A 21,052-nucleotide genomic window follows, 5' to 3' on the forward strand; every position below is an offset into this window, starting at 1 on the left:
ACTCATGTCGGCAGCACTCTTGCAGGCTTTCTCGATGGTCTTCGAGCCCTACACCATCCTTGTGATGGTGCTGGCCTCGCTCTATGGCCTGTTCGTCGGCGCGGTACCGGGGTTGTCGGCCACCATGGCGGTTGCGCTGCTGGTGCCGGTCACTTTTTTCATGCCGCCCATTCCCGCCATCGCGGCGATGGTAACGGCCACCGCCATGGCCATCTTCTCGGGCGACATTCCCGGCTGCCTGCTGCGCATTCCGGGCACGCCTGCATCGGCCGCCTATACCGACGAGGCCTTTGCAATGACGCGCAAGGGCATGGCCGAAACCGCGCTCGGCGCGGGGCTGGTGTTCTCCGCCGTGGGCGGGCTTTTCGGCACCGTGGTGCTCATCGTGGCGGCGCCGGCGCTGGCCGACTTTGCGCTCAACTTCAGTTCCTTCGAGTACTTCTGGCTGGTGCTGCTGGGCCTGACCTGCGCGGTGTTCATTACGTCGGACCGGCCGCTCAAAGGCATGGTCACGCTGCTGCTCGGCCTGCTGGTGGCGTGCGTGGGGCTTGGCAACCCGGCGGGCTTTCCGCGCTTCACCTTCGGCAATGCCGAGATGACGGGCGGCATCGGCATGATCCCGATGATGATCGGCATGTTCGCGGTCTCGGAGGTGATCCGCTTCGCGGTCGATACGCTGCCGCCAGGCGAGATCGTGGTCGAGAAAGTGGGCCGCGTGCTCTCGGGCCAATGGGCGCTGGCTAAAAAGTACCCCGTGCAGATATTGCGCGGCAGTGTGCTGGGCACGGCAGTGGGGGCGCTGCCGGGCGCAGGCGCCGACATCGCGGCATGGATGTCGTACGCCATGAGCAAGAAATTCTCGAAGGAGCCCGAGAAGTTCGGCACGGGCCATGTCGAAGGCATTGTCGAATCGGGTTCGGCCAACAACAGCGCGCTGGCCGGCGCGTGGATTCCGGCGCTGGTGTTCGGCATTCCGGGCGACTCGATCACAGCCATCGTGATCGGCGTGCTCTACATGAAGAACCTCAACCCGGGGCCGACGCTCTTCACCACCAACCCGCAGAACATCTATGCGGTGTTCATGCTGTTCATCATTGCCAACATCATCATGGTTCCGCTGGGCATCCTGTGCATCAAGGTGGCCAAGCGCATCTTGCGGGTGCCGCGCAACGTGCTGATGCCGCTCATCCTGCTGTTTTGCATCGTCGGCGCATTTGCCATCAACAACTCGCTATTCGATGTGGGCGTGATGCTCGTTGCCGGCATCGTGGCGTATCTGCTCGAGGAAAACGGCTTTCCGATTGCGCCCGCCATTCTGGGCGTGGTGCTCGGCGGCATGCTCGAAGAGAACTTCATCACCTCGATGATCAAGTCCGGCGGCAACCTGGCGGGCTTCGTGTCGCGGCCCATCGCCGCTTCGCTGGCCGCGGTGGTTGTGCTGGTGTGGCTTGCGCCGCTGCTTCGAAAACTGTGGGTCAGGGGGCGGCGAACCGCTTCGTCTACTGCAGCTTGAGCGACCAGGTCTCGCCCACGAGTTGCTGGCCGAAGCCTTCGTAGGGCTCGGACTTGTCGAGCTTGAAGCCGCGCTTGGCGTAGATGGCGCGGGCGGCCTCCAGGCAACTGTTGGTCCAGAGCACCATCTTCCGGTAGCCCCTGGCCTTCGCAAAGGCAATGCATTCGTCGGTGAGCCGGGCGCCAAGCCCCAGGCCGCGTGCAGACGGCGCGAGCAAAAGCAGCCGCAGTTGGGCCGTGGTGGGAGATTTGCGCACCACGAAGATCGCGCCCACCCGCTCGCCGTCGAGCTCCGCAATCCAGCACTTCTCCCACGCCGGTTGAAACTTGCGGACGAACTGGGCCACGATTTCGGCCACCAGCGCCTCGAACTCGCTGTTCCAGCCGTACTCGCGCGCATACAGCTCGCCGTGCTGCTGCACCACCCAGCCCATGTCGCCGGGCAACGGGTCACGCAGCACGACGGTGCGGGTGCGCGCCGCAGGGGCGGTGGCCGGATCGAGCAGGCGTTCGATGCGCGCCATGGCATCGACCACCTGCTGGCGGTCGTGCGGCGGCAACGGGGAGAGCAGGGCGGCCGCCTCGTCGCGCGACTTTTGTTGCAGCGGCGCAAATGCGGCGTGGCCCGCTTCGGTAAGGCGCAGCACGCTTTGCCGCGCGTCGCGGGCGTGCGGCTGGCGCGTGAGCCAGCCTTCGGCTTCGAAGCGGCGCAGGATGCGGCTCAGGTAGCCGGCGTCCAGCCGCAAGTCGCGGCCGATCTCGCTTGCCACGGGCGTTGGCCGGTGGGCCAACTCGTACAGCACGCGAACGTCGGTCAGCGACATGTCGCTGCCAAGGTACGGATCGAGCACGCCGATTCGGCTCGTATAGAAGCGGTTGAACTGCCGGATCGCCTTGACGGCGGCGGCATCGGGAGTGGCCAGGGTGCTCGACATGATTGCCATTGTCATATTAATGATTGACTTCGGCAACCAATTAAAGGCCTTGCAGCGGTCGCGCCAAAGCAGCCGGACGCGACAGAAGTGATGGAAAACCCTAAAATCATGGGTTGCCCACTGCGGCGCCGAGCCCGCCAAGCCGCGCCGCCAACTTCCCACTGATGAACGCCCCCGTCGACGTCTCCTTTTTTGCGCGTGCCGCCAAGCCGCTGACCAGCTACCGCAAGTACTGGGCGGCCCGTTTCGGCACGGCCAAGTTCTTGCCCACCACGCGCAAGGAAATGGACGCGCTCGGCTGGGACAGCTGCGACATCATCGTGGTGACGGGCGATGCCTATGTCGACCACCCGAGCTTCGGCATGGCCGTGATCGGCCGCATGCTCGAGGCGCAGGGCTTTCGCGTGGGCATCATCGCCCAGCCCGACTGGCAGAGCGCCGAGCCATTCAAGGCGCTGGGCAAGCCGAACCTGTTCTTCGGCGTGACCGCCGGCAACATGGATTCGATGATCAACCGCTACACGGCGGACCGCAAGATTCGCAGCGACGACGCCTACACCCCCGGCGACGTGGGCGGCGCGCGGCCCGACCGGGCGGCCATCGTCTATTCGCAGCGCTGCAAGGAAGCCTGGAACGACGTTCCCATCATCCTCGGCGGCATCGAAGGCTCGCTGCGTCGCATTGCGCATTACGACTACTGGCAGGACAAGGTCCGCCGCTCGATCGTGGTCGATTCGAAGTGCGACCTGCTGCTGTACGGCAACGCCGAGCGCGCCATCGTCGAAATCGCGCACCGCTTGGCGGCGCGCGAACCTGTGCATGAGATCACCGATGTGCGCGGTACCGCCTTCGTGCGGCGCGACACGCCAGAAGAGTGGTTCGAGATCAACTCCACCAGCGTGGACGAGCCCGGCCGCGTCGAGGCGCACGTCAACCCGTACCTCATGGTGTCGGAGCAGGCCAAGGCCAACGGCGCCACCTGCGCGAAGGAAGACGAAGCCCAGGCTGTGGCACAAGCCGCAGAAGCCGGCGCCGCGGCCAACCCGGTGAACCCGGCCATCAAGCCGCTCACCTTCGTGCCGAACCCCGCGCTCCAGCAGCGCGCCAAGATCAAGGTGCCTCCGCGCGACCGCAGCGTGATCCGCCTGCCGTCGTACGAGCAGGTGCGCGCCGATCCGGTGCTCTATGCCCACGCCAACCGCGTGCTGCACCTCGAAACCAACCCCGGCAACGCCCGCGCATTGGTGCAGGCGCACGGCGAGGGCGCCACGGCGCGCGACGTGTGGATCAACCCGCCGCCCATTCCGCTCACCACGGCCGAGATGGACTACGTGTTCGACCTGCCGTATGCACGCAGCCCGCATCCGCGCTATGCCGACGAAAACGGCAGCCACGACGGTGCGACCAAGATCCCCGCGTGGGAAATGATCCGCTTCAGCGTGAACATCATGCGAGGCTGCTTCGGCGGCTGCACCTTCTGCTCCATTACCGAGCATGAGGGCCGCATCATCCAAAGCCGCTCCGAAGAATCGATCATCAAGGAGGTCGAGGCCATTCGCGACAGCGTGAGCGGCTTTACCGGCACCATCTCCGACCTGGGCGGCCCCACGGCCAACATGTACCGGCTCGGCTGCAAGAGCCCCGAGATCGAGGCCGCCTGCCGAAAGCCCAGCTGCGTGTATCCGGGCATCTGCCAGAACCTGGGCACCAACCACGATCCGCTCATCAAGATCTACCGCCGCGCGCGTGCGCTCAAGGGCATCAAGAAGATCCTGATCGGCTCGGGCCTGCGCTACGACCTGGCCGTGCAGTCGCCCGAATACGTGAAGGAGCTGGTGCAGCACCACGTCGGCGGCTACCTGAAGATCGCGCCCGAGCACACCGAGCAGGGCCCGCTCACCAAGATGATGAAGCCCGGCATCGGCAGCTACGACAAGTTCAAGCAGATGTTCGAGAAGTTCTCGGCCGAGGCGGGCAAGAAGCAGTACCTCATTCCGTACTTCATTGCCGCGCATCCGGGCACCAGCGACGAGGACATGATGAACCTCGCGATCTGGCTCAAGAAGAACGGTTTCCGCGCCGACCAGGTGCAAACCTTCTACCCGAGCCCGATGGCCACGGCCACGACGATGTACCACACCAACAAGAACCCGCTGCGCAAGATCACGCGCGACAGCGAGACGGTGGACATCGTGCGCGGCGACAAGCGCCGCCGCCTGCACAAGGCCTTCTTGCGCTACCACGACGCCAACAACTGGCCGCTGCTGCGCGAGGCCTTGAAGAGCATGGGCCGCGCCGACCTCATCGGCAACGGCAAGCACCACCTCATTCCAACGTGGCAGCCGCTCACCGATGGCGGCTACACGAGCGCGCGGCGCAAGAACTCGACCTCCGCGCCAGTGGCGGCCAAGGCGTCGGCGCCGGTCAGGCTCGCACCGGTAAAGCCCTCGAAGGGCCGCATGCTCACGCAGCACACCGGCCTGCCGCCGCGCGACAACGGTTCGGCGCCACCGCGCAAGGCCGCGGCCGGCCCGGTGCGCGGCAGCATCCGCAAGCCACGCTGAGCCGAGCTCAGCCCCCGAGCAGTCCGGCCGGCACCAGCTTGCCGACCCAGGCGGCCACGGCGGCGATATTCAGCAGCACGGTGGCCCAGTAGCCCGCCATGAAGCTCGCCTTGCGCGACTTGTGGCGAAAGAGCCGCTGCGCGCACCATGCGCCCGGCCATCCTCCCGCCAACGACAACAGGTGCAGCGTGCTCTCCGCGGTGCGCCAACGTCCGGCTTGCGCAGCGCTCTTGTCGAAACCGTAGACCGCGAAGGTCAGAAGGCTGACCAGCAGCAGCACGCCCAAGGCAAGCGGCGGCAGGCGCGCGGTCCATACGCCGTAGCCGAGCAGCGCCGCATAACCCAGGAGCAGCACGCTCATGGGCAGCATCGACGATGAAGAGGAGGGCGCCGCCCCGCTGCGTCGCCGCGAATCGGCTGCGGTGCGGCCCGCATTCGGCGATGCGGGAGCTTGGCGCTTCACGGTTTGCAGACTGAAAGAAAGGGATGCATGGCGGGATTCTCGCCGCCCGTTGTATCGTGTGGCCCCATGAGTACTTTGTTCTCTCCGCCGGTTTCATGGTTGCGAGCCCTGGCGGGGGGCATTCTGTTCGCCGCTTCAGTGCATGCGTTGGCGGCGCCTTCCGAATCTCCTTCTGCATCGGCCAGTGCTTCGGCCGAAGCGCTGCGCGCTACGCACCAGCGCATGAAGGGCAAGCTCGAGCGCAGCGGCTTCGGAAGGCCCATTCAGCTCGATTCGCTGGAAACGCCGGGCGGGCTGCAGGGCGACATCTATGCAGTGGTAGACCACTCGCTGCCGGAGATCAGCGCTGCGCTCAAGGAATCGTCCCACTGGTGCGAACTGCTCAAGCTGCACGTCAACAATCGACGATGCCGCGCGGGCACCACGCCGCAAGGGCAAGACATGCTGACGCTGTTCGTCGTGCGGCGCTACGACAAGCCGGTCGATCAGGCGTTTCAGCTGCCCTTCATCTATCGCGTGGCCAACGCAACGCCGGAGTACCTGTCGGTCGAGATGAACGCCGCCAGCGGACCGCTGGGCACAAGCAACTACCGGGTCACGCTGGAAGCGGTGGCGCTCGACGAGAAAAGGAGCTTCCTGCATTTTGGCTACAGCTACGACCACAACATGATGGTTCGCATGGCCACCCAGGCATACCTGGCCACCTTCGGCCGCAACAAGGTGGGCTTTACCGTGGTCGGCAAAGAGGCCGACGGGCAGCCCGACTACATCCGCGGCACGCGCGGACTGGTGGAGCGCAATGCGATGCGCTACTTTCTGACGCTGGACGCCTATCTCTCTTCGGACGCCGGTGCGCCGGCCGAGCGGCGCGAGCGCTCCTGGTTTGCCGCGGCCGAGCAGTATCCGCGGCAGCTGCACGAGATCGAACTCGAAACCTACCTTGCGATCAAGCGCGAGGACCGCGAACGCGACGGCACGAAGCGCTAAGAGGCACGGAAGGGGCGCTGAAAAAGCGAACCCGCCGCAACCTTTCGACTGCAATTTCACGGGCTTGTCATCTGCCTCGGCATTAATCGCCGGGGCCTGCGCCTTTGCGCGGGCGCTTCACAAGGACAAGCAATGCGGAAGACAAGAGGATCGAGGATGGGGTGGCTGGCGCTCGCAGGTGCCAGCGTGCTGTTGGGTGCCTGCGGCGGTAGCGATGGCGGCGGGAGTGGCGGATGGGCGTTTCCCCCGGCATCGGGTGGCGGTGGCGGTGGTGGCACGACGAATCCGCCGGCGGCCCAGTCGAAGACCGGCACCTTCCTTGACGCGGCGGTCGAAGGCCTGGACTACGTTGCCGGCAACGCCGACAAGGCGACCACCAACGCAGCCGGCGAATTCACCTGCAAGGACGGCGAGACGGTTATCTTCAGCGTCGGCGCGCTCGCGCTCGGCAGTGCTGCTTGCGGTGATGCGATCACCCCATTGACCCTGGCCGGCGGCACCGACGTGAAAGCCGATGCCGTCGTCAACCGCCTGCTCGCGCTGCAGAGCTTCGACGAGGACCGCGATCCTTCGAACGGCATTCGCCTGACTCCGGCGCTGAAGGTTGCGCTCACAGCCGGGTCCGTCGATTTCAGCGCCGCGGCCGCGAGCTTCGACACCGCTTTCAACGCAGTGCTCGCGGGCCTGCCCGCTCCCTACAATGCCCGCATGGTCGATTCAAGCCGCCGCACGCTGGCGCGTGAACACTTCGAGGACACGCTGGCTTCGCGCCTCGGCGCGCCGGTGACCGAAGCCTCGACGCAGACCAATGCGCTCGGCACCATCGGCATCGACGTCACGCGCTACCAGTTGCAGGCCGATGCCAGCTTCAACGTGCCCTACGAGGGCGACAACGAGAAGACCAAGGCCGACTTTCCCGCGGGCTTCCTGCCGGCCTACGGGTCGGGCCTGGCGTTCAAGGGCAAGGCCGACGACGGCACGCTCGAGTTCTATGCCATTACCGACCGCGGCCCGAACGGCGACGGCCCGACCGCGCCCGTGCCCAATGGCGGCGGCGCCACGAGCATCAGCAAGGTGTTTCCCGCGCCGTCGTTCGCGCCGAGCTTCGGCATCGTGCGCATCGGCAAGACTGGTGCGGTGCTCTCGTCGAGCGTGCCGCTCAAGCTCGATGCCGGCAAGAAGATCACCGGCCTGCCGCCGCAGTCGGGCGTGGGCTCGACGGGTGAAACGCCGCTGACCGACCGCTACGTGTTCGATGCCGCCAAGGCGAACTACGACGCCAACGGCCTCGACCCCGAGACCATGGTGCTCGACAAGGCGCGCAACGTGCTGTGGACCAGCGACGAGTACGGCCCGTTCATTGCACGCATCAACATCGCTACCGGCGTGATCGAGAAGAAATACGCCCCCGGCAGCGGCCCCGCCGATCTGCCGCTGGTGCTCGCGCAGCGCCGCGCCAACCGCGGCATGGAGGGGCTGACGCTCGACGCGGCAGACGGCAAGCTGCACGGCTTCCTGCAGAGTCCGATCGATCCGAAGGACGGCGCGGGCAAGTCGATCCAGGCCACGCCGCCGGGCGGCAGCAAGACAGATGTGCGCCACATCGCGAAGTTCACGCGCTGGCTCGCATTCGACCCGGCCACCGAGACGTCGAAGCTCTACGCCTACCCGATCGACGGCAGCCAGTACGACAAGAACCGCACCGGCAACGCCAAGCTCGGCGACGTGGTGAGCCTGGGCAACGGCCGCTTCATCGTGATCGAGCAGGGTGCGCGCAAGAGCGACGGCAAGGTGTTCAACAAGCTGATGCTGGTCGAGCTGCCGGCCAATGCAACCGACATTGCGGCCTTCGACCACAACCTGGAAATCAGCAGCATCACGCAGGCGCCTTCGGGAGCCGCTGACTACTCCACGGTGGTGACCATGCGCAAGACCGAGCTGCTCGACCTCAATGCGCTGGGCTGGCTGGCCGAAAAGGCCGAGGGCCTGACTGTTGTGGACGACCAGACCCTGGCATTAGTGAACGACAACGACTTCGGCCTGAGCACGATCCTGCTCGATGCCGACGGCAAGACCGTGGCAGGCAGCGTCGAGGATTGCACGGTGGATGCCACCGGCGCGATCATCGCCAAGTGCCCGGCGGGCGTGACGGGCGCGCGCATCACGCGCGGCAGCGACCTGGAACGGCCGGTGCGCATCTGGCTCATCAAGCTCGATCGCAAGCTGAGCGAACTGCGCCTTTGATCAGTCGGCCAGCGTGAGCAGCGGCACGTCGCGCTCCCGCGCCATGGCTTCGAGCTGTGCGCGGGTGCGGGTGCCAATCCAGGCGGCAATGCCCTCGCGCGTGGCCGCCGAGAACATGTCGCGCGAAGCCACGCCGGCCGCTTCGCAGAGGCGCTCCGCAAAGTGCGGCTCCAGCGCGGCAACCGCCACGCGTCCGTCCGCGCAGGGATACACGCGATAGCCCGCGTGCGCGCCGCCCACGGCGCCCTCGGGCCGGGTGAGGCCCCAGGTGCGCGGCAGCGCCAGCCAATCGGCCGATGCATTGAGTGCCACCTCGAGGTACACGCCGTTCGCGTTTGCCGCGGACCGGGCATGCAGGGTGGCCTGCAGCACCGCTTCGCTTGCGAGCAGGGCGCCGCCCATGTCGGCGTAGAGCGTGGGCGGCAGTTCGGTGCCGGTGACCAGGCCGCTTTCCGCAACATAGGTAAGGTCGTGGCCCGGCTCCTCGGCGCGCTCGCCGGGGGCGCCGACGATGGCGACCTGGGACAGCGACGGATGGCGCGCCTGCAGCGATGCCCAGTCGAGCTTCAGCTTGACGAGCGCTGAAGGCCGGAAAGAGGTGAGCAGCACGTCCGTGCGCGCGAGTTCGGCGTGCAGCTGTTGCTGGCCGGCTTCGGTTTTCAGGTCGGCCGTGCGAACCTCGATGCCCTCGTGCAGCGCGGCGTACGCGGCCTTGTCGTAAAGCGCCATCGGGTCGCGGGCGGGCGGCTCGAACTTCAGGCAGGTGGCACCCATGCCGCGGCAGCGCAGCAGTGCCGCGGGGCCCGGCAAGTTGAGCGCAAGGCTCAGCACACGCACGCCGGCGAGCGATTGGAAAGACGAAGCAGCGGGGCTTTGCATGGTCATGTATCCGGTGATCAGGGCGAAGGACATTTTTACCCGCGCAGAGCCAGATTTCGCAAGCCATGGCATTTGTCGGCGGCGTAGCATGCGCCATGGCGGCCCCGCGCCTTGCCGCTCTGTTGCAACCACCAAGGAGATTCACCATGTTTGAAGCTTCCCTCATGAGCGGCCAGCGCATTCTCGTGACAGGCGGTGGCACCGGCCTCGGCCGCGCGATGGCCGAGCGCTTTCTGGGCCTGGGCGCCGACGTTGCAATCTGCGGCCGGCGCCAGTCGGTCTGCGAAGAAACCGCGGCCGAGTGGCGCCAGCAGTTTCCGGGGCGCCGCATCGACACCTTCGGCGTGGACATCCGCGTTGCGCAGAGCGTGGACGACATGGTCGAGAGCCTCTTCCAGAGCGGGGGGCTCACCGGCCTCGTCAACAACGCGGCGGGCAACTTCGTGGCGCCGACCGAGAGCCTCTCGCCCCGCGCTTTCGATGCCATAGCGAACATCGTGTTCCACGGCAGCTTCTATGTCACGCAGGCTGTGGGCAAGCGATGGGTGGCCGAAGCGAAGGCCGGCAAATGGAAGGAGGGCGACGCGCTGCGCAGCGTGATGAGCATCATCGTGACCTGGGTCGACAACGGCAGCCCCTACGTGGTGCCTTCAGCCATGAGCAAGGCCGGCATCGAAGTCATGACCAAGTCGCTGGCGGTGGAGTGGGCGCGCCATGGCATTCGCCTGAACGCCGTGGGGCCGGGCGAAATTCCGACCGAGGGCATGAGCAAGCGCTTGAACCCCGGCGAGGAGCCCGGTGCCCGCAGCAAGAAGACCAACCCCATGGCGCGCACCGGCCGCATGAGCGAGCTGCAGAACCTGGCGGCCTTTCTCATGGCGCCCGGCCAGTGCGACTGGCTCACCGGCCAGAGCATCATGATGGACGGCGGCAACGCGCTGGCCACCGGCGGCAACTTCTACGAGCTGCGCCAATGGAGCGATGACGACTGGCAGGCCGCGCGCGAGCGCATCGAGGCGCAGAACCAGAAGGACAAGGCGCAGCGCTGACGGGCCTGCATGCCGCCAGCAGACGGATCACGCGTATCGTTGCGCAATATCAATCCAGGAAAAAAAGCAGATGCAACTCATCGGCATGCTCGATTCGCCCTATGTCCGCCGCGTGGCCGTCTCGCTGCGGATGCTCGGGCTTTCGTTCGAACACCGGTCGATCTCGGTCTTCAGCACCTTCGAACAATTTCGGGAGATCAATCCCGTGGTCAAGGCACCGACCTTGGTGTGTGACGACGGCACGCTGCTGATGGATTCCACGTTGATCATCGACTACGCCGAAACACTCGCCGGCCGCAGCCTCATGCCGTCCGGACTCGCGGAACGGCAGCATGCGCTGAAGGTACTCGGGCTTGCGCTGGCCGCGTGCGAGAAGTCGGTGCAGATCGTCTATGAGCGCAAGCTGCGCCCACCGGAAAAGCAGCACGCGCCGTGGGTCGAGAGGGTACGAGGCCAGCTCGGTGCGGCTTACGCGGGGCTCCAGGACGAACTGCGGAAGCTGCCTGCGCCAAACGCCGAAGGCACCATCGGGCAGGCCGCGCTGACAAGCGCCGTGGCATGGAGCTTCACCCAACTGGTGCTCCCGGATGTGATTGCGCCAGCCGATTACCCCTCGCTTGCAGCCTTTGCGGCCGACGTGGAAAAGCTGCCAGCTTTCGTGGCTCTTCCGCAGGTCTGAATCAGTTCGCGGCGATGTCCGCCCCGCGCTCGGCCAGCAGGCCGCGCAGCAGCGAGCGATGGCAGCGCGACTCGTCCTCGCAATAGCAGCCCACCGCAAGCGCCGTGCTGTGCGAAAGCGCCGCGAGCAGGTCGAGGCTGCGGCTCGCATCGGCCTCGGCCATCTCGGCTTTGTACTTGCGCATGAAAGCGTTCCATTGCGCGGGCGTTTCCGCTTCCTGGCCGAGCTTCATGGTCTCGGCCGAAGGTGCAAGGTTCGGGTACCACACGTCGTACCAATCTTGCGAGGCGAACTCCGTCTTGGGAACGCCGCGCGGCGGACGGCGCACGGTGCCGATGCGCAGGCCTTCGCCGTGGGCGCGCGGTGTGCCGAGGCGAACGATGCGAATGCTCATGCAGGGTCTCCTTTTTTTTGGACGGGCTTCAGGTGCCGACGATACCGCCGTCGCGCCGGCGAATGGCCAGCGTGGCCGAGCGTGGGCGTGCGCTGCCGGGCTCGGTGCCGTCGGGCCAGGCGCTGGTCGGCGTTCCGCTGCCGTCGTCGCGGGATTCGCCCGGGTGCTGGATGTTGACGAACAGCGTGCGCCGGTCGGGCGTTACCACGCAGCCGGTGACCTCGCTGCCGTTCGGCGCCGTCAAGAAGCGCTTGATGCGGCCCGTCGCCGGATCGGCGCACAGCATCTGGTTGTTGCCCAACGATGCATAGGGCGGCTTGCCGATGAGCTGGCCGCTCATGTCGGTCTGTATCCAGAGCAGGCCGCCGCCGTCGAAGTGCAAGCCGTCGGGGCTGCCGAAGACGTCTGCATTGGCCAAGGGATAGCGCGCGCCGCTGTCCGTTTGTGCCGGGTCGCCGGCGAGCGCGAAGTGGTCCCAGGCGAAGCCTTCGCTGCCTGCATCGCCGCCATCCTCGCGCCACCGCAGAATGCCGCCGAAGAGGTTGGCGGCGCGCGGATTGGCTGCGTCCGGCGCCGGCTTGCCGGGCTCGCCGCGCTGGCTGTTGTTGGTGAGCGTGGCGTACACCTCGCCGGTTTGCGGATGCACCGCAATCCATTCCGGACGGTCCATGCGGGTGCCGCCCACCACGTCGCCGGCCAGCCTGGCGTGGACCAGCACCTCGGCCTGGTCGGCAAAGCCGCCCGCCGCATCGAGGCCGTTGCGCCCGTGGACGAGTTCGAGCCATCGGCCGCGGCCGTCGGCGTCGAACCGGGCGACGTAGAGCGTGCCTTCGTCGAGCAGGCGGCTGTTGGCGGCACTGCCGTCGCTGGCTGAAACCTTTCCGTGGCTGACGAACTTGTAGATGTATTCGAACCGCGCGTCGTCGCCCATGTAGACCACGAGGCGCCGGTCCTTGGCGAGCGTGCAGGTGGCGCTTTCCTGGCGCTTGCGGCCTAGCGCGGTGCGCTTGACGGGCTTGGCCGCGGGATCGAAAGGATCGATTTCGACCACCCAGCCGAAGCGGTGGGACTCGTTCGGATGCCGGCTCATGTCGAAGCGTTCGTCGAAGCGCCAGTAGTCCACCCACTGCGAGCCCGGCACCGTGCCGTAGCGGCGCTGCGCGGGCGTGATGTCCCTGGCCGCTTCCTTCGGGCCGCCGAAGTAGCCGTGAAAGTTTTCTTCGCAGGTCAGATAGGTGCCCCACGGCGTCACGCCCATCGCGCAGTTGGCGAAGGTGCCGAACACCTCGTCGCCGGTGGGGTTGGCCTGTGTGCGCATCAGCGGCGTACCCGCCGCGGGGCCTGCAATGCGCATGGGCGTGTTGCCGTGCACGCGGCGGGCATAGGGCGACGGGCGCACCTGCCGCCAGCCATCGCGCGTGCGCCGGATCTCGATGACCGAAACACCCATGGCATGCAGCGACTTGCGCACCTTCTCGGCGGTCCATTCCTTGATGCCGTCAGCGTGGAGCAACTGCTCGTCGGTGTATTCGTGGTTCATCACGAGCAGTGCGCGGTCTGGTGTTGCAAGCGGAAAGAAGTGCATCCCGTCGTGGTGCATGCCCGCCTGCAGTGCCTGGTCGGCCGCGCTGTGGGAGCCATCGGGCGCAAAGGCCGGCATCGGCTGGCCCTTCACTCCCGTGGGCGTGCCCCATGGATAGAGCAGTTGCCATTCGTACTCCGGCGGCACCACCACCGCGTCTCGCAGCGAAACCGGAACGGCAGTGAAGCCGAGCATCGCCGTCTCGGCGCGGCTGGGGAATGCGTGGGCACCGCTTCGGTGGAGCAGCGCCACCACGGCGGCGGCGCCCGATTGCAGAAAGATCCGGCGATCCACGGGCATGAGTCGAAGCAGGTGTTGGGTGGGCGACAGGCGCCATCATCGCCGAGCGCTCGCACCGGGCGATACTGGCGCGAAGAAAACCGAAGGAGACACGACATGGCCGACCGAATCGAATGGACCCGCCACCCCGACGGCGTGGTGGAACTGCAGCTTGCACGCGCCGACAAGATGAACGCGCTCGATCCCGCGATGTTCGACGCGCTGATCGAGGCCGGCGAATCCTTGCGCCGTGACGCCGCGGTGCGCGCCGTGGTGGTCTCGGGCCAGGGCAAGGCGTTTTGCGCCGGGCTCGACATGGCTTCGTTCGAGCGCATGGGGCAGGGCGCCGCGAGTGCCGTGCTGGGCGCCGCGGCCGGCGGCACCGACCTGGCCACCCGGACCCATGGCATTTCGAACGCAGCCCAATACGTTGCAATGGCCTGGCGCGAAGTGCCGGTGCCAGTCATCGCCGCCGTACATGGCGTGGCTTTCGGCGGCGGCCTGCAGGTGGCGCTGGGCGCCGACATCCGCATCGTGGCGCCCGACACCAGGCTTTCGGTCATGGAGATCAAGTGGGGCCTTGTGCCCGACATGGGGGGCATGGTGCTGATGCGCGAGCTCGCCCGCAGCGACGTGGTGCGCGAACTCACCTTCACCGGGCGCATCTTTTCGGGCGAGGAGGCGCTGAAACTGGGTTTTGCCACCCGGCTGGCCGCCGAACCGTTGGCCGAAGCCCTCCAGATGGCACGCGAGATCGCGGGAAAGAGCCCCGACGCCATCCGGGCGGGCAAGCGCCTGCTCAATGCCGCGCTGTCGCAAAGCGCAGCAGATCTGCTGGTTGCCGAGTCGGTCGAGCAGCGGGCGCTGATCGGGGGCGCAAATCAGACGGAGGCGGTCCGCGCCAACATCGAGCGGCGCCCGCCGCAGTTCGGCGCCGCCACCTGACCCGCGCCGCCTAGGCGGAAAGGCTGTTTTTCGCCTTTCAGCGCCCAAAAGCGGCCAATTTCGCGCCCAGGGCCGAGTGTTTGTAAGAACTAAGGATTGCTTTCTGCGGAATGGTCCTCTGCGGACAAACATGACCTTTGTGTGACTAAGGTCACGTCTTGGCCGGGATTAAGGGTTCGGAAGGGTGGCCGAGTCAGTCACATTCCTTAACAATTAATCCTTTTGACTGCGATGGCGATCCTGCATGTCGACCACGTTTTTCTGCAATCTCAGCGTGCCCATCCTGGTGGGCGAGGATCGCTACAAGTACATCCCTGTCGTCGGCGTCTTCCGAAGCATTCCGTTCGAGCAAATAGACGAGTGGGTGATGCACCCCGATGGCAAGCCCCGGAGCGACCGCGAGCTCGCGGCCGAAGTTCTTGTCGAGATCCGCGTACCGCCCGAAATGAGCGGAAGCGCTGCTGCGCGCGCGTTCGAGATTGCGGACCTCCTGCAATTGGACCGCGCGGCTGCGATCGTGGTCTCTACCTACCTGGCGGCACTGCCGCGCGTCTGACCGCCCGCTCGGCGATTCTTCGCCATTGCCTCAGCCCGGAGTCCCAGCGCCAGTCCTAGCGCCCCGGCCTAGCGCCCCGCCTAGTGCCTGCCGCGCGCATCCACCGGCCAGATGGCCACCAGGGTGTCGCCATCGACCACGTGGTAGGCGTCGTGCAGGTTGACCGTCGGGTCGCAATGCGGGGTGACGAACTCGACACGCTCCCCCAGCGCTGGCCGCGCCCCGGCGAACAGCAGTTTGCCGTGCTCGTCGCCAAAGAACGCGTAGCGGCTCGCCGGGTCGGCGCCGCGCGCCACCAGCGGCACGCCGGCGTCGGTGGCAAAGCACTTGGTGCCGCCATCGACCGTGACCCAATCCGCCGCATTGGCGCTCACCACCGCCGTCTGCACGAACAGGGACACCTCGAAAGGCGAGGGCTGCCCGGGGGCGCCAAGCACCTCGGTGTATTCCGCGTCCATGAAGACATAGGAGCCCGCCTGCAACTCGGTGAATGCGTCGCGCTGCGCGTCGAGGTCGTGCGTGCCCGTGCCGGCGCCCGTCACGATCTCGAAATGAATGCCCTCCTGCCTGGCCTGCGCCACGATGCGCGCAACGGTTTCGCGCAGGCCGGCGGCCGCTGCACTGCGCTGCCCCCGGTCGACAATGTGCTGCAGATTACCGGCGTAGGCCTGCAAGCCGCGCAGCTTGAGGCGCGGCTCGGCCGCGATGCGGCGCGCGAGCTCGAGCACCTGCGCTTCGGTTGCGGCGCCGGTGCGGTTGTAGCCCGCGCCGTAGTCGACCAGCACCTCGAGCGGATGCGGCAGCCCCAGCGTGGCGGCGGCAAGGTCCGCGGCATTGCGCGGGTCGTCCACCACCACCATCATTCCGCCCGGCCCCGCGAGCCTGGCAAGCTTGACCACCCGCGCGATCTTGCTCGGCGTCACGGCGGGCGAGGTGATCAGCACATCCGGAATGCCGGCCTTGACCATGACCTCCGCCTCGCCCAGCGTGACGCAGCTCACCCCGATGGCGCCGGCGGCCACCTGGCGCCGCGCAATCTCCACCGACTTGTGCGTCTTCACGTGCGGGCGCAGGCCCACACCGCGCGCCTTGGCAAAGGCGGCCATGCGCTCGATGTTGCGCATGAGGGCGCCCAGGTCGAGCAGGAGCGCGGGCGTATCGAGCGACTGCCGGCCGCCGGCCAGCCCGATCAGCGGCGTGTTGACTTGCGTATCAGGGAGCATGGGAAACCTTCGTATGCAGAGTTCAGGGTGCGCGCGCCAGGCACGAGGCAGGGCGAAATGATCGCATCGAAAAGCCGCTTGTGGTACTGCGCGCAGCGGCCGAAAAAAGAGTGTCGCTCAGTCGGCCCGTGACGGCGCCCGGTGCCCCGAGCGCCCCGGCCGCCCCGAGCGCTTGACTGCCAACCACCAGAGCAGCGCCGCATTGACGGCCCAGCCACCTGCGAGCAGGAGCAGCGCCGTCTGCGCAACGCCCGGCGCGAGATCGAGCGTCAGCAGGGCCAGCGACCAGGGCAGCGCCCCCGCGATGGCCGCCAGCATGGCCAGTTCGCTTTCGGGAAAGGCGGCGGACGACACCACGCACACCGCGCCCGCGGTGGAATAGGCGAGCGCGCCAATGCGCCACCAGGAGGGGAAGGGCGGCCGAGGGTCTGTGGTGTCCATGTGGCAACGATTGCAGGCGTCTACAGTGTGCCGCGACAGCCGCCCGCGCGAAGCGATGTAAGTCTTCAGGCGATGCCTGCCGGGCCAGGGTCGCTTTTGTTCCCCAGGCGCGCGAAGGCGTCGGAAAGGCAATCCACGAAGACGCGTATGCGCGAAGAAAGCTGATGCCGCTGCGCGTACACGGCATAGATGTCGGCGCCGGGCGTGCGGTACTGCGGCAGCACCTGCACAAGTCGGCCGCTCGCGAGATACCGCTCGATGTCCCATTCGGCTCGCATCACGATGCCGTGTCCGTCCAGCGCCCATCGCACTGCAATTTCCCCGTCGTTGGTGGTCAGCGCGCCGCGGACCTTGATGGTTTCGGTCTGTTCGCGGCGGCCTTTTCCGCTGGAAAGGCGCCACACCCCGTAGGCGTCGTTGCCCTGGCGAATGCCGATGCAGTCATGGCGCGCCAGGTCGCTCGGCACCACCGGCGTTCCGCGCTGGGCCAGGTACTTGGGCGAGGCGCACAGCAGCCGCCGGTTCGGCGCCAGGCGCTTGGCGATCACTCTCGCGTCCGGCGGCTCGCCAAAGCGCACGCAAACGTCGAAGGCATCGTCCGTCAGTGGCGGCGGGTCGGCGGAAAGCTGCAACTGCACCTCCACGTCGGGACACAGGCGGCTGTAGCGCGAGATCACCGGCGCCACGTGCATGCGGCCGAACCCCAGGGTCGCATTCACGCGCAGCAGGCCCTTCGGCGAGCCCCGGCCCTTGGCCAGAAGCTGGTCCAGGTCGTCGAGCTCGCCGAGGATGCGGCGCGCATGCTCCAGAAACACCTCGCCCTCCGGCGTCAGGCTCATGCGCCGCGTGGTGCGGTTCACCAGCGGCATGCGAAGCCGCTGCTCCATCTGCGAAAGCCGCTTGCTCACCGCCGGCGTGGACACCCCCAGGTTGCGCGCCGCGGCGCTCAGGCTGCCGCCGGTAGCAATCTGCACGAAGAAGCCCAGTTCGGAGGGCTGGATGCCGTGGCTCATGGTCGAAACGATTGTTGACTTGCGGTTAATGATGGATTCACTTTACCCCTGCGATGTCATTGGGTGCAAACCACAGAATCGGCCGAACCACTCAAAGGACGACGGCGCAAATGAAGACGTACAAGATTGCAACCATTCCCGGAGACGGCATCGGCAAGGAAGTGATTCCCGCGGGCCAACAGGTGCTCCAGGCGCTGGCCTCGGCCGGCGGAAGCTTCAGCTTCGAATTCGAGAACTTCGATTGGGGCGGCGACTACTACCGCGAGCACGGCGTGATGATGCCGAACGACGGCCTGGAGGCGCTGCGCGGCAAGGACGCCATCCTGTTCGGCTCGGCCGGCGATCCGCACATTCCCGACCACATCACGTTGTGGGGCCTGCGCCTGAAGATCTGCCAGGGCTTCGACCAGTACGCCAACGTACGCCCGACGCGCATCCTGCCCGGCATCGACGGCCCCCTGAAGCGCTGCGGGCCCGATGACCTCAACTGGGTGATCGTGCGCGAAAACTCCGAAGGCGAATACGCCGGCGTCGGCGGCCGCGTGCACCAGGGGCACCCCATCGAAGCCGCTACCGATGTCTCGATGATGACCCGCGCGGGCGTCGAGCGCATCATGCGCTTTGCCTTCAAGCTGGCGCAGTCGCGGCCCCGCAAGCTCCTCACGGTCATCACCAAGAGCAACGCCCAGCGTCATGCCATGGTGATGTGGGACGAGATTGCGCTGCAGGTCTCCAGGGAGTTTCCGGACGTGACCTGGGACAAGGAACTGGTCGACGCATCGACCGCGCGAATGATCAACCGGCCCGCCTCGCTCGACACCCTTGTTGCCACCAACCTGCATGCCGACATCCTGAGCGACCTGGCCGCCGCGCTCGCGGGTAGTCTGGGCATTGCACCGACCGGCAACATCGACCCCGAGCGCCGCTACCCCTCGATGTTCGAGCCGATCCACGGCTCCGCCTTCGACATCATGGGCAAGGGCCTGGCCAATCCGGTCGGCACCTTCTGGTCGGTCGTGATGATGCTCGAGCACCTGGGTGAGGCTGACGCCGCAAGGCGCGTCATGCAGGCGGTCGAAGCCGTGACGGCCGACCCTTCGCTTCACACCCGCGATCTGGGCGGCACCGCCACCACCGCGCAGGTCACGCAGGCCGTGTGCGCGCGGCTCGCATAGAGACCGCCGCATTTCCTCCGCAACCCGCAAGAAGAACGGCGCACGCCGTCAGCCTGGAGACAAAGACATGAAGAAGCAACCGTTCGCCGTGGGGCGCCGCACCGTCGCGGGGACTGTGCTGGCAGCCATCGCACTTTCTGCCATGCCCTGGGCCGCTGCGCAGGAGCCGTGGCCGGCCAAGCCGATCAGCCTGGTCGTGCCTTTTCCGTCCGGCGGCACCACCGACGTGCTGGCCCGCGCACTCGGCGATGCGCTCTCCAGGAGCCTGGGCCAGCCTGTTGTCGTGGAAAGCAAGCCGGGCGCCGGCGCCACGCTTGGCGCCGACTACGTGGCCAAGGCCAGGCCCGACGGCTACACGCTGCTGATGGGCGCCGTGCACCACACCATTGCCACCAGCGTGTACAAGAAGCTCCCCTACGACTTCCAGAAAGACTTGGCGCCCATCACCACGGTGGCCATGGTGCCGAACGTGCTGGTGGTCAACGCTTCGCTCACGCCCGCAAAGTCGGTGGCTGAGCTGGTTGCCGCCGGCAAGTCGTCGTCCAAGGAACTGGCCTACGGCTCCAACGGCAACGGCACCGCGCAGCACCTCATCGGCACCCAGTTTCAGGCCAGCACCGGCGTGAAGCTGCTGCACGTGCCCTACAAGGGGAGCGGGCCGCTCACCACCGACCTGCTGGGCGGGCAGGTGGACATGTCGTTCGACACCATCACGCCCGTGCTGCAGCACATCAAGGGTGGCAAGCTGCGCGCCTTGGCCGTGACCACGGCCAGGCGCTCGGCCGTGCTGCCCGATGTGCCGACGCTCGAAGAGGCGGGGCTGAAGGGCTTCGACATCGGCACCTGGTTCGGCGTGCTTGCGCCCGCCGCAACGCCGAAGGACATCGTCGCGAAGCTGAATGCCGAGATGGTGAAGATCATCAGGTCGCCGGAGTTCGCCGAAAAGATGCGTGCGGTCGGCGCCGACCCCATAGGCGACAGCTCCACGGACATGGCGGCACGGATCCGCGACGAGACGGCCAAGTTCGCCAGGCTCGTGAAAGAGGGCAAGGTGGCGGTGGAGTAGGGCGAGGCGCTAAGCACCGATCACGGCAGCGCTCCCTCGACGATGTACACGCGCGACTTTGCCGACCTGAAGCGGATGGGGCGGATCTCCCGATACTGAGGTGAGTCGTACCAGGCCTGTGCCCGCTCCAGGGTGGGAAAAGCGATCATGACGATGCGCTTTGTGGGCTCGCCTTCGAGCACGCTGATCTGCCCGCCACGCACGAAGTAGTAGCCACCGAAGGCCCTGAAGGTCGCCTCCACTTGTGCGCTGTAGGGCTTGATGCCTTCGGGGTCGGTAAGTTCGAATTCGGAGACGTAGTACGCGGGTGCCTTGCTTGCCGGCGGCAGGCCGAGAAAGATCGGCTCCGCTTCCAACAGCGTGCGCGAGGTGATCATCGACCTGGTGGCTTCCACATACTTCTTGAAGTGCGGCGAGTCGATGTGCTGCCGGTAGGCTGCTTCGTCGGCATAGATCTCGACGAAGCGCAGTTGTGCCGGCTGCTCTTTCAGTGCGAAGGCGTAGATGCCCAGCACGCCCGGTTCAACGCGGATCGATGTGTCGATTTCTTCCGACACGGCGTCCTTGTAGGCCTGGAGCTGGGCCGGATCGATCGTCAGCTCTGCGACCCGCACGTGTGCCCGGGAAGGCAAACTCTTCTTGGCGCCCAAGCGCACGGGCACGGCTTCGTGCAGTTCGCGGCGCAGCATCATCGTGTCTGTCGCGCCGCGAAACTTCTGGAAGTGCGGCGTCTGCACGTGGTCTTGGTAGGCCTTTGCGTCGACATACATCTCGAACACACGGACGTGACCAGGATTGCTTTTTTCGGCCACGGCATGGAAGGCGAGGACTCCGGGCTCCAACATGGTGGCCTCGGCGTTTTCGCGCGCGGCCTTGTAAAAGTCATCGAGTCGGCTCTTGTCGATATCGAGTTCTGCAAATCGCACGAGCGGTGTCGAGGCGGGTTGGGCGAGCGCAGTCCGGCACAGCGCGAGCGTCAACAGCAACGTGCCGACAAGCGCCAGCACCCAGAGGCGCAACGGCATGTGAATGGTCGAGAACAGCATGCCGAATTCTTGGCGCACAC

General features: G+C 66.5%; 19 protein-coding genes. 10 read left to right on the plus strand and 9 right to left on the minus strand.

The window, feature by feature from the left end:
• Positions 1–4: 4 nt before the first annotated feature.
• Positions 5–1,513, plus strand: coding sequence for a tripartite tricarboxylate transporter permease (locus tag V9L21_RS08760; RefSeq protein WP_337310972.1), 1,509 nt, complete (start codon positions 5–7; stop codon positions 1,511–1,513).
• Here the strand turns inward: V9L21_RS08760 and V9L21_RS08765 are convergent.
• Positions 1,500–2,456: a bifunctional helix-turn-helix transcriptional regulator/GNAT family N-acetyltransferase gene (locus V9L21_RS08765; RefSeq protein WP_443304525.1), complete on the minus strand. Its 957-nt coding sequence runs from the start codon at positions 2,454–2,456 to the stop codon at positions 1,500–1,502. The two genes, V9L21_RS08760 and V9L21_RS08765, sit on opposite strands and share 14 nt — an antisense overlap.
• Before the next feature lie 155 nt (positions 2,457–2,611).
• On the opposite strand from V9L21_RS08765, the gene V9L21_RS08770 reads away from it, so the two are divergent.
• Positions 2,612–5,011: a YgiQ family radical SAM protein gene (locus tag V9L21_RS08770; protein WP_337310976.1), complete on the plus strand. Its 2,400-nt coding sequence runs from the start codon at positions 2,612–2,614 to the stop codon at positions 5,009–5,011.
• 7 nt (positions 5,012–5,018) lie between these two features.
• Here the strand turns inward: V9L21_RS08770 and V9L21_RS08775 are convergent, their stop codons facing one another.
• The gene (locus V9L21_RS08775) at positions 5,019–5,474 is read right to left on the minus strand and encodes a DUF1294 domain-containing protein (RefSeq protein WP_337310978.1); all 456 of its coding nucleotides are present in this window, start codon (positions 5,472–5,474) and stop codon (positions 5,019–5,021) included.
• Positions 5,475–5,540: 66 nt separating this feature from the next.
• Between V9L21_RS08775 and V9L21_RS08780 the strand changes: the two genes are divergently transcribed.
• Entirely contained in the window at positions 5,541–6,461 is a 921-nt protein-coding gene (locus V9L21_RS08780) for a hypothetical protein (RefSeq protein ID WP_337310980.1), read from the plus strand.
• Between the two features lie 132 nt (positions 6,462–6,593).
• Positions 6,594–8,705, plus strand: coding sequence for an esterase-like activity of phytase family protein (locus V9L21_RS08785; RefSeq protein WP_337310982.1), 2,112 nt, complete (start codon positions 6,594–6,596; stop codon positions 8,703–8,705).
• Here V9L21_RS08785 and V9L21_RS08790 read toward each other — a convergent pair whose 3' ends face one another.
• Complete coding sequence (locus tag V9L21_RS08790) at positions 8,706–9,584, minus strand: CoA transferase (protein ID WP_337310984.1); 879 nt, start codon at positions 9,582–9,584, stop codon at positions 8,706–8,708.
• A 146-nt stretch (positions 9,585–9,730) separates the two neighbouring features.
• Between V9L21_RS08790 and V9L21_RS08795 the strand changes: the two genes are divergently transcribed.
• Together V9L21_RS08795 and V9L21_RS08800 are read left to right on the plus strand one after the other, a co-directional pair.
• Positions 9,731–10,633, plus strand: coding sequence for an SDR family oxidoreductase (locus V9L21_RS08795; RefSeq protein ID WP_337310986.1), 903 nt, complete (start codon positions 9,731–9,733; stop codon positions 10,631–10,633).
• A 70-nt stretch (positions 10,634–10,703) separates the two neighbouring features.
• Positions 10,704–11,312, plus strand: a complete 609-nt coding sequence (locus V9L21_RS08800; protein ID WP_337310988.1) for a glutathione S-transferase — start codon at positions 10,704–10,706, stop codon at positions 11,310–11,312.
• A gap of 1 nt (position 11,313) precedes the next feature.
• Here the strand turns inward: V9L21_RS08800 and V9L21_RS08805 are convergent, their stop codons facing one another.
• Both V9L21_RS08805 and V9L21_RS08810 read right to left on the minus strand, forming a co-directional pair.
• Positions 11,314–11,706 (minus strand): DUF488 domain-containing protein, encoded by a 393-nt coding sequence (locus V9L21_RS08805; protein ID WP_337310990.1) that lies wholly within the window; start codon positions 11,704–11,706, stop codon positions 11,314–11,316.
• A 28-nt stretch (positions 11,707–11,734) separates the two neighbouring features.
• Positions 11,735–13,588: a PhoX family protein gene (locus tag V9L21_RS08810; RefSeq protein ID WP_337310992.1), complete on the minus strand. Its 1,854-nt coding sequence runs from the start codon at positions 13,586–13,588 to the stop codon at positions 11,735–11,737.
• A gap of 96 nt (positions 13,589–13,684) precedes the next feature.
• Here V9L21_RS08810 and V9L21_RS08815 point away from each other — a divergent pair, with 96 nt between their 5' ends.
• Positions 13,685–14,512, plus strand: a complete 828-nt coding sequence (locus V9L21_RS08815) for a crotonase/enoyl-CoA hydratase family protein (RefSeq protein ID WP_337310994.1) — start codon at positions 13,685–13,687, stop codon at positions 14,510–14,512.
• Between the two features lie 244 nt (positions 14,513–14,756).
• Positions 14,757–15,068 carry a hypothetical protein gene (locus tag V9L21_RS08820; RefSeq protein ID WP_337310996.1) on the plus strand — a complete coding sequence of 104 codons (312 nt, stop codon included), beginning with the start codon at positions 14,757–14,759 and terminating at the stop codon, positions 15,066–15,068.
• Between the two features lie 80 nt (positions 15,069–15,148).
• Here the strand turns inward: V9L21_RS08820 and V9L21_RS08825 are convergent, their stop codons facing one another.
• From V9L21_RS08825 to V9L21_RS08835, 3 genes are all read right to left on the minus strand, one after another.
• Complete coding sequence (locus tag V9L21_RS08825; protein WP_337310998.1) at positions 15,149–16,291, minus strand: DSD1 family PLP-dependent enzyme; 1,143 nt, start codon at positions 16,289–16,291, stop codon at positions 15,149–15,151.
• Between the two features lie 117 nt (positions 16,292–16,408).
• Positions 16,409–16,732, minus strand: a complete 324-nt coding sequence (locus V9L21_RS08830; protein ID WP_337311000.1) for a hypothetical protein — start codon at positions 16,730–16,732, stop codon at positions 16,409–16,411.
• A gap of 65 nt (positions 16,733–16,797) precedes the next feature.
• Positions 16,798–17,745, minus strand: a complete 948-nt coding sequence (locus V9L21_RS08835; protein ID WP_337311002.1) for a LysR family transcriptional regulator — start codon at positions 17,743–17,745, stop codon at positions 16,798–16,800.
• Positions 17,746–17,855: 110 nt separating this feature from the next.
• Here V9L21_RS08835 and V9L21_RS08840 point away from each other — a divergent pair, with 110 nt between their 5' ends.
• Both V9L21_RS08840 and V9L21_RS08845 read left to right on the plus strand, forming a co-directional pair.
• Complete coding sequence (locus tag V9L21_RS08840) at positions 17,856–18,920, plus strand: tartrate dehydrogenase (protein ID WP_337311004.1); 1,065 nt, start codon at positions 17,856–17,858, stop codon at positions 18,918–18,920.
• Positions 18,921–18,987: 67 nt separating this feature from the next.
• A complete protein-coding gene (locus V9L21_RS08845; RefSeq protein WP_337311007.1) occupies positions 18,988–19,986 on the plus strand; it encodes a Bug family tripartite tricarboxylate transporter substrate binding protein in 999 nt (332 codons plus the stop codon).
• Between the two features lie 20 nt (positions 19,987–20,006).
• On the opposite strand, the gene V9L21_RS08850 is transcribed toward V9L21_RS08845, so the two are convergent.
• Positions 20,007–21,032, minus strand: coding sequence for an antibiotic biosynthesis monooxygenase (locus tag V9L21_RS08850; protein WP_337311009.1), 1,026 nt, complete (start codon positions 21,030–21,032; stop codon positions 20,007–20,009).
• Between the last annotated feature and the right edge of the window lie 20 nt (positions 21,033–21,052).

The organism is Variovorax sp. CCNWLW235 (genome assembly GCF_037204085.1).
GTDB lineage: Bacteria > Pseudomonadota > Gammaproteobacteria > Burkholderiales > Burkholderiaceae_C > Variovorax.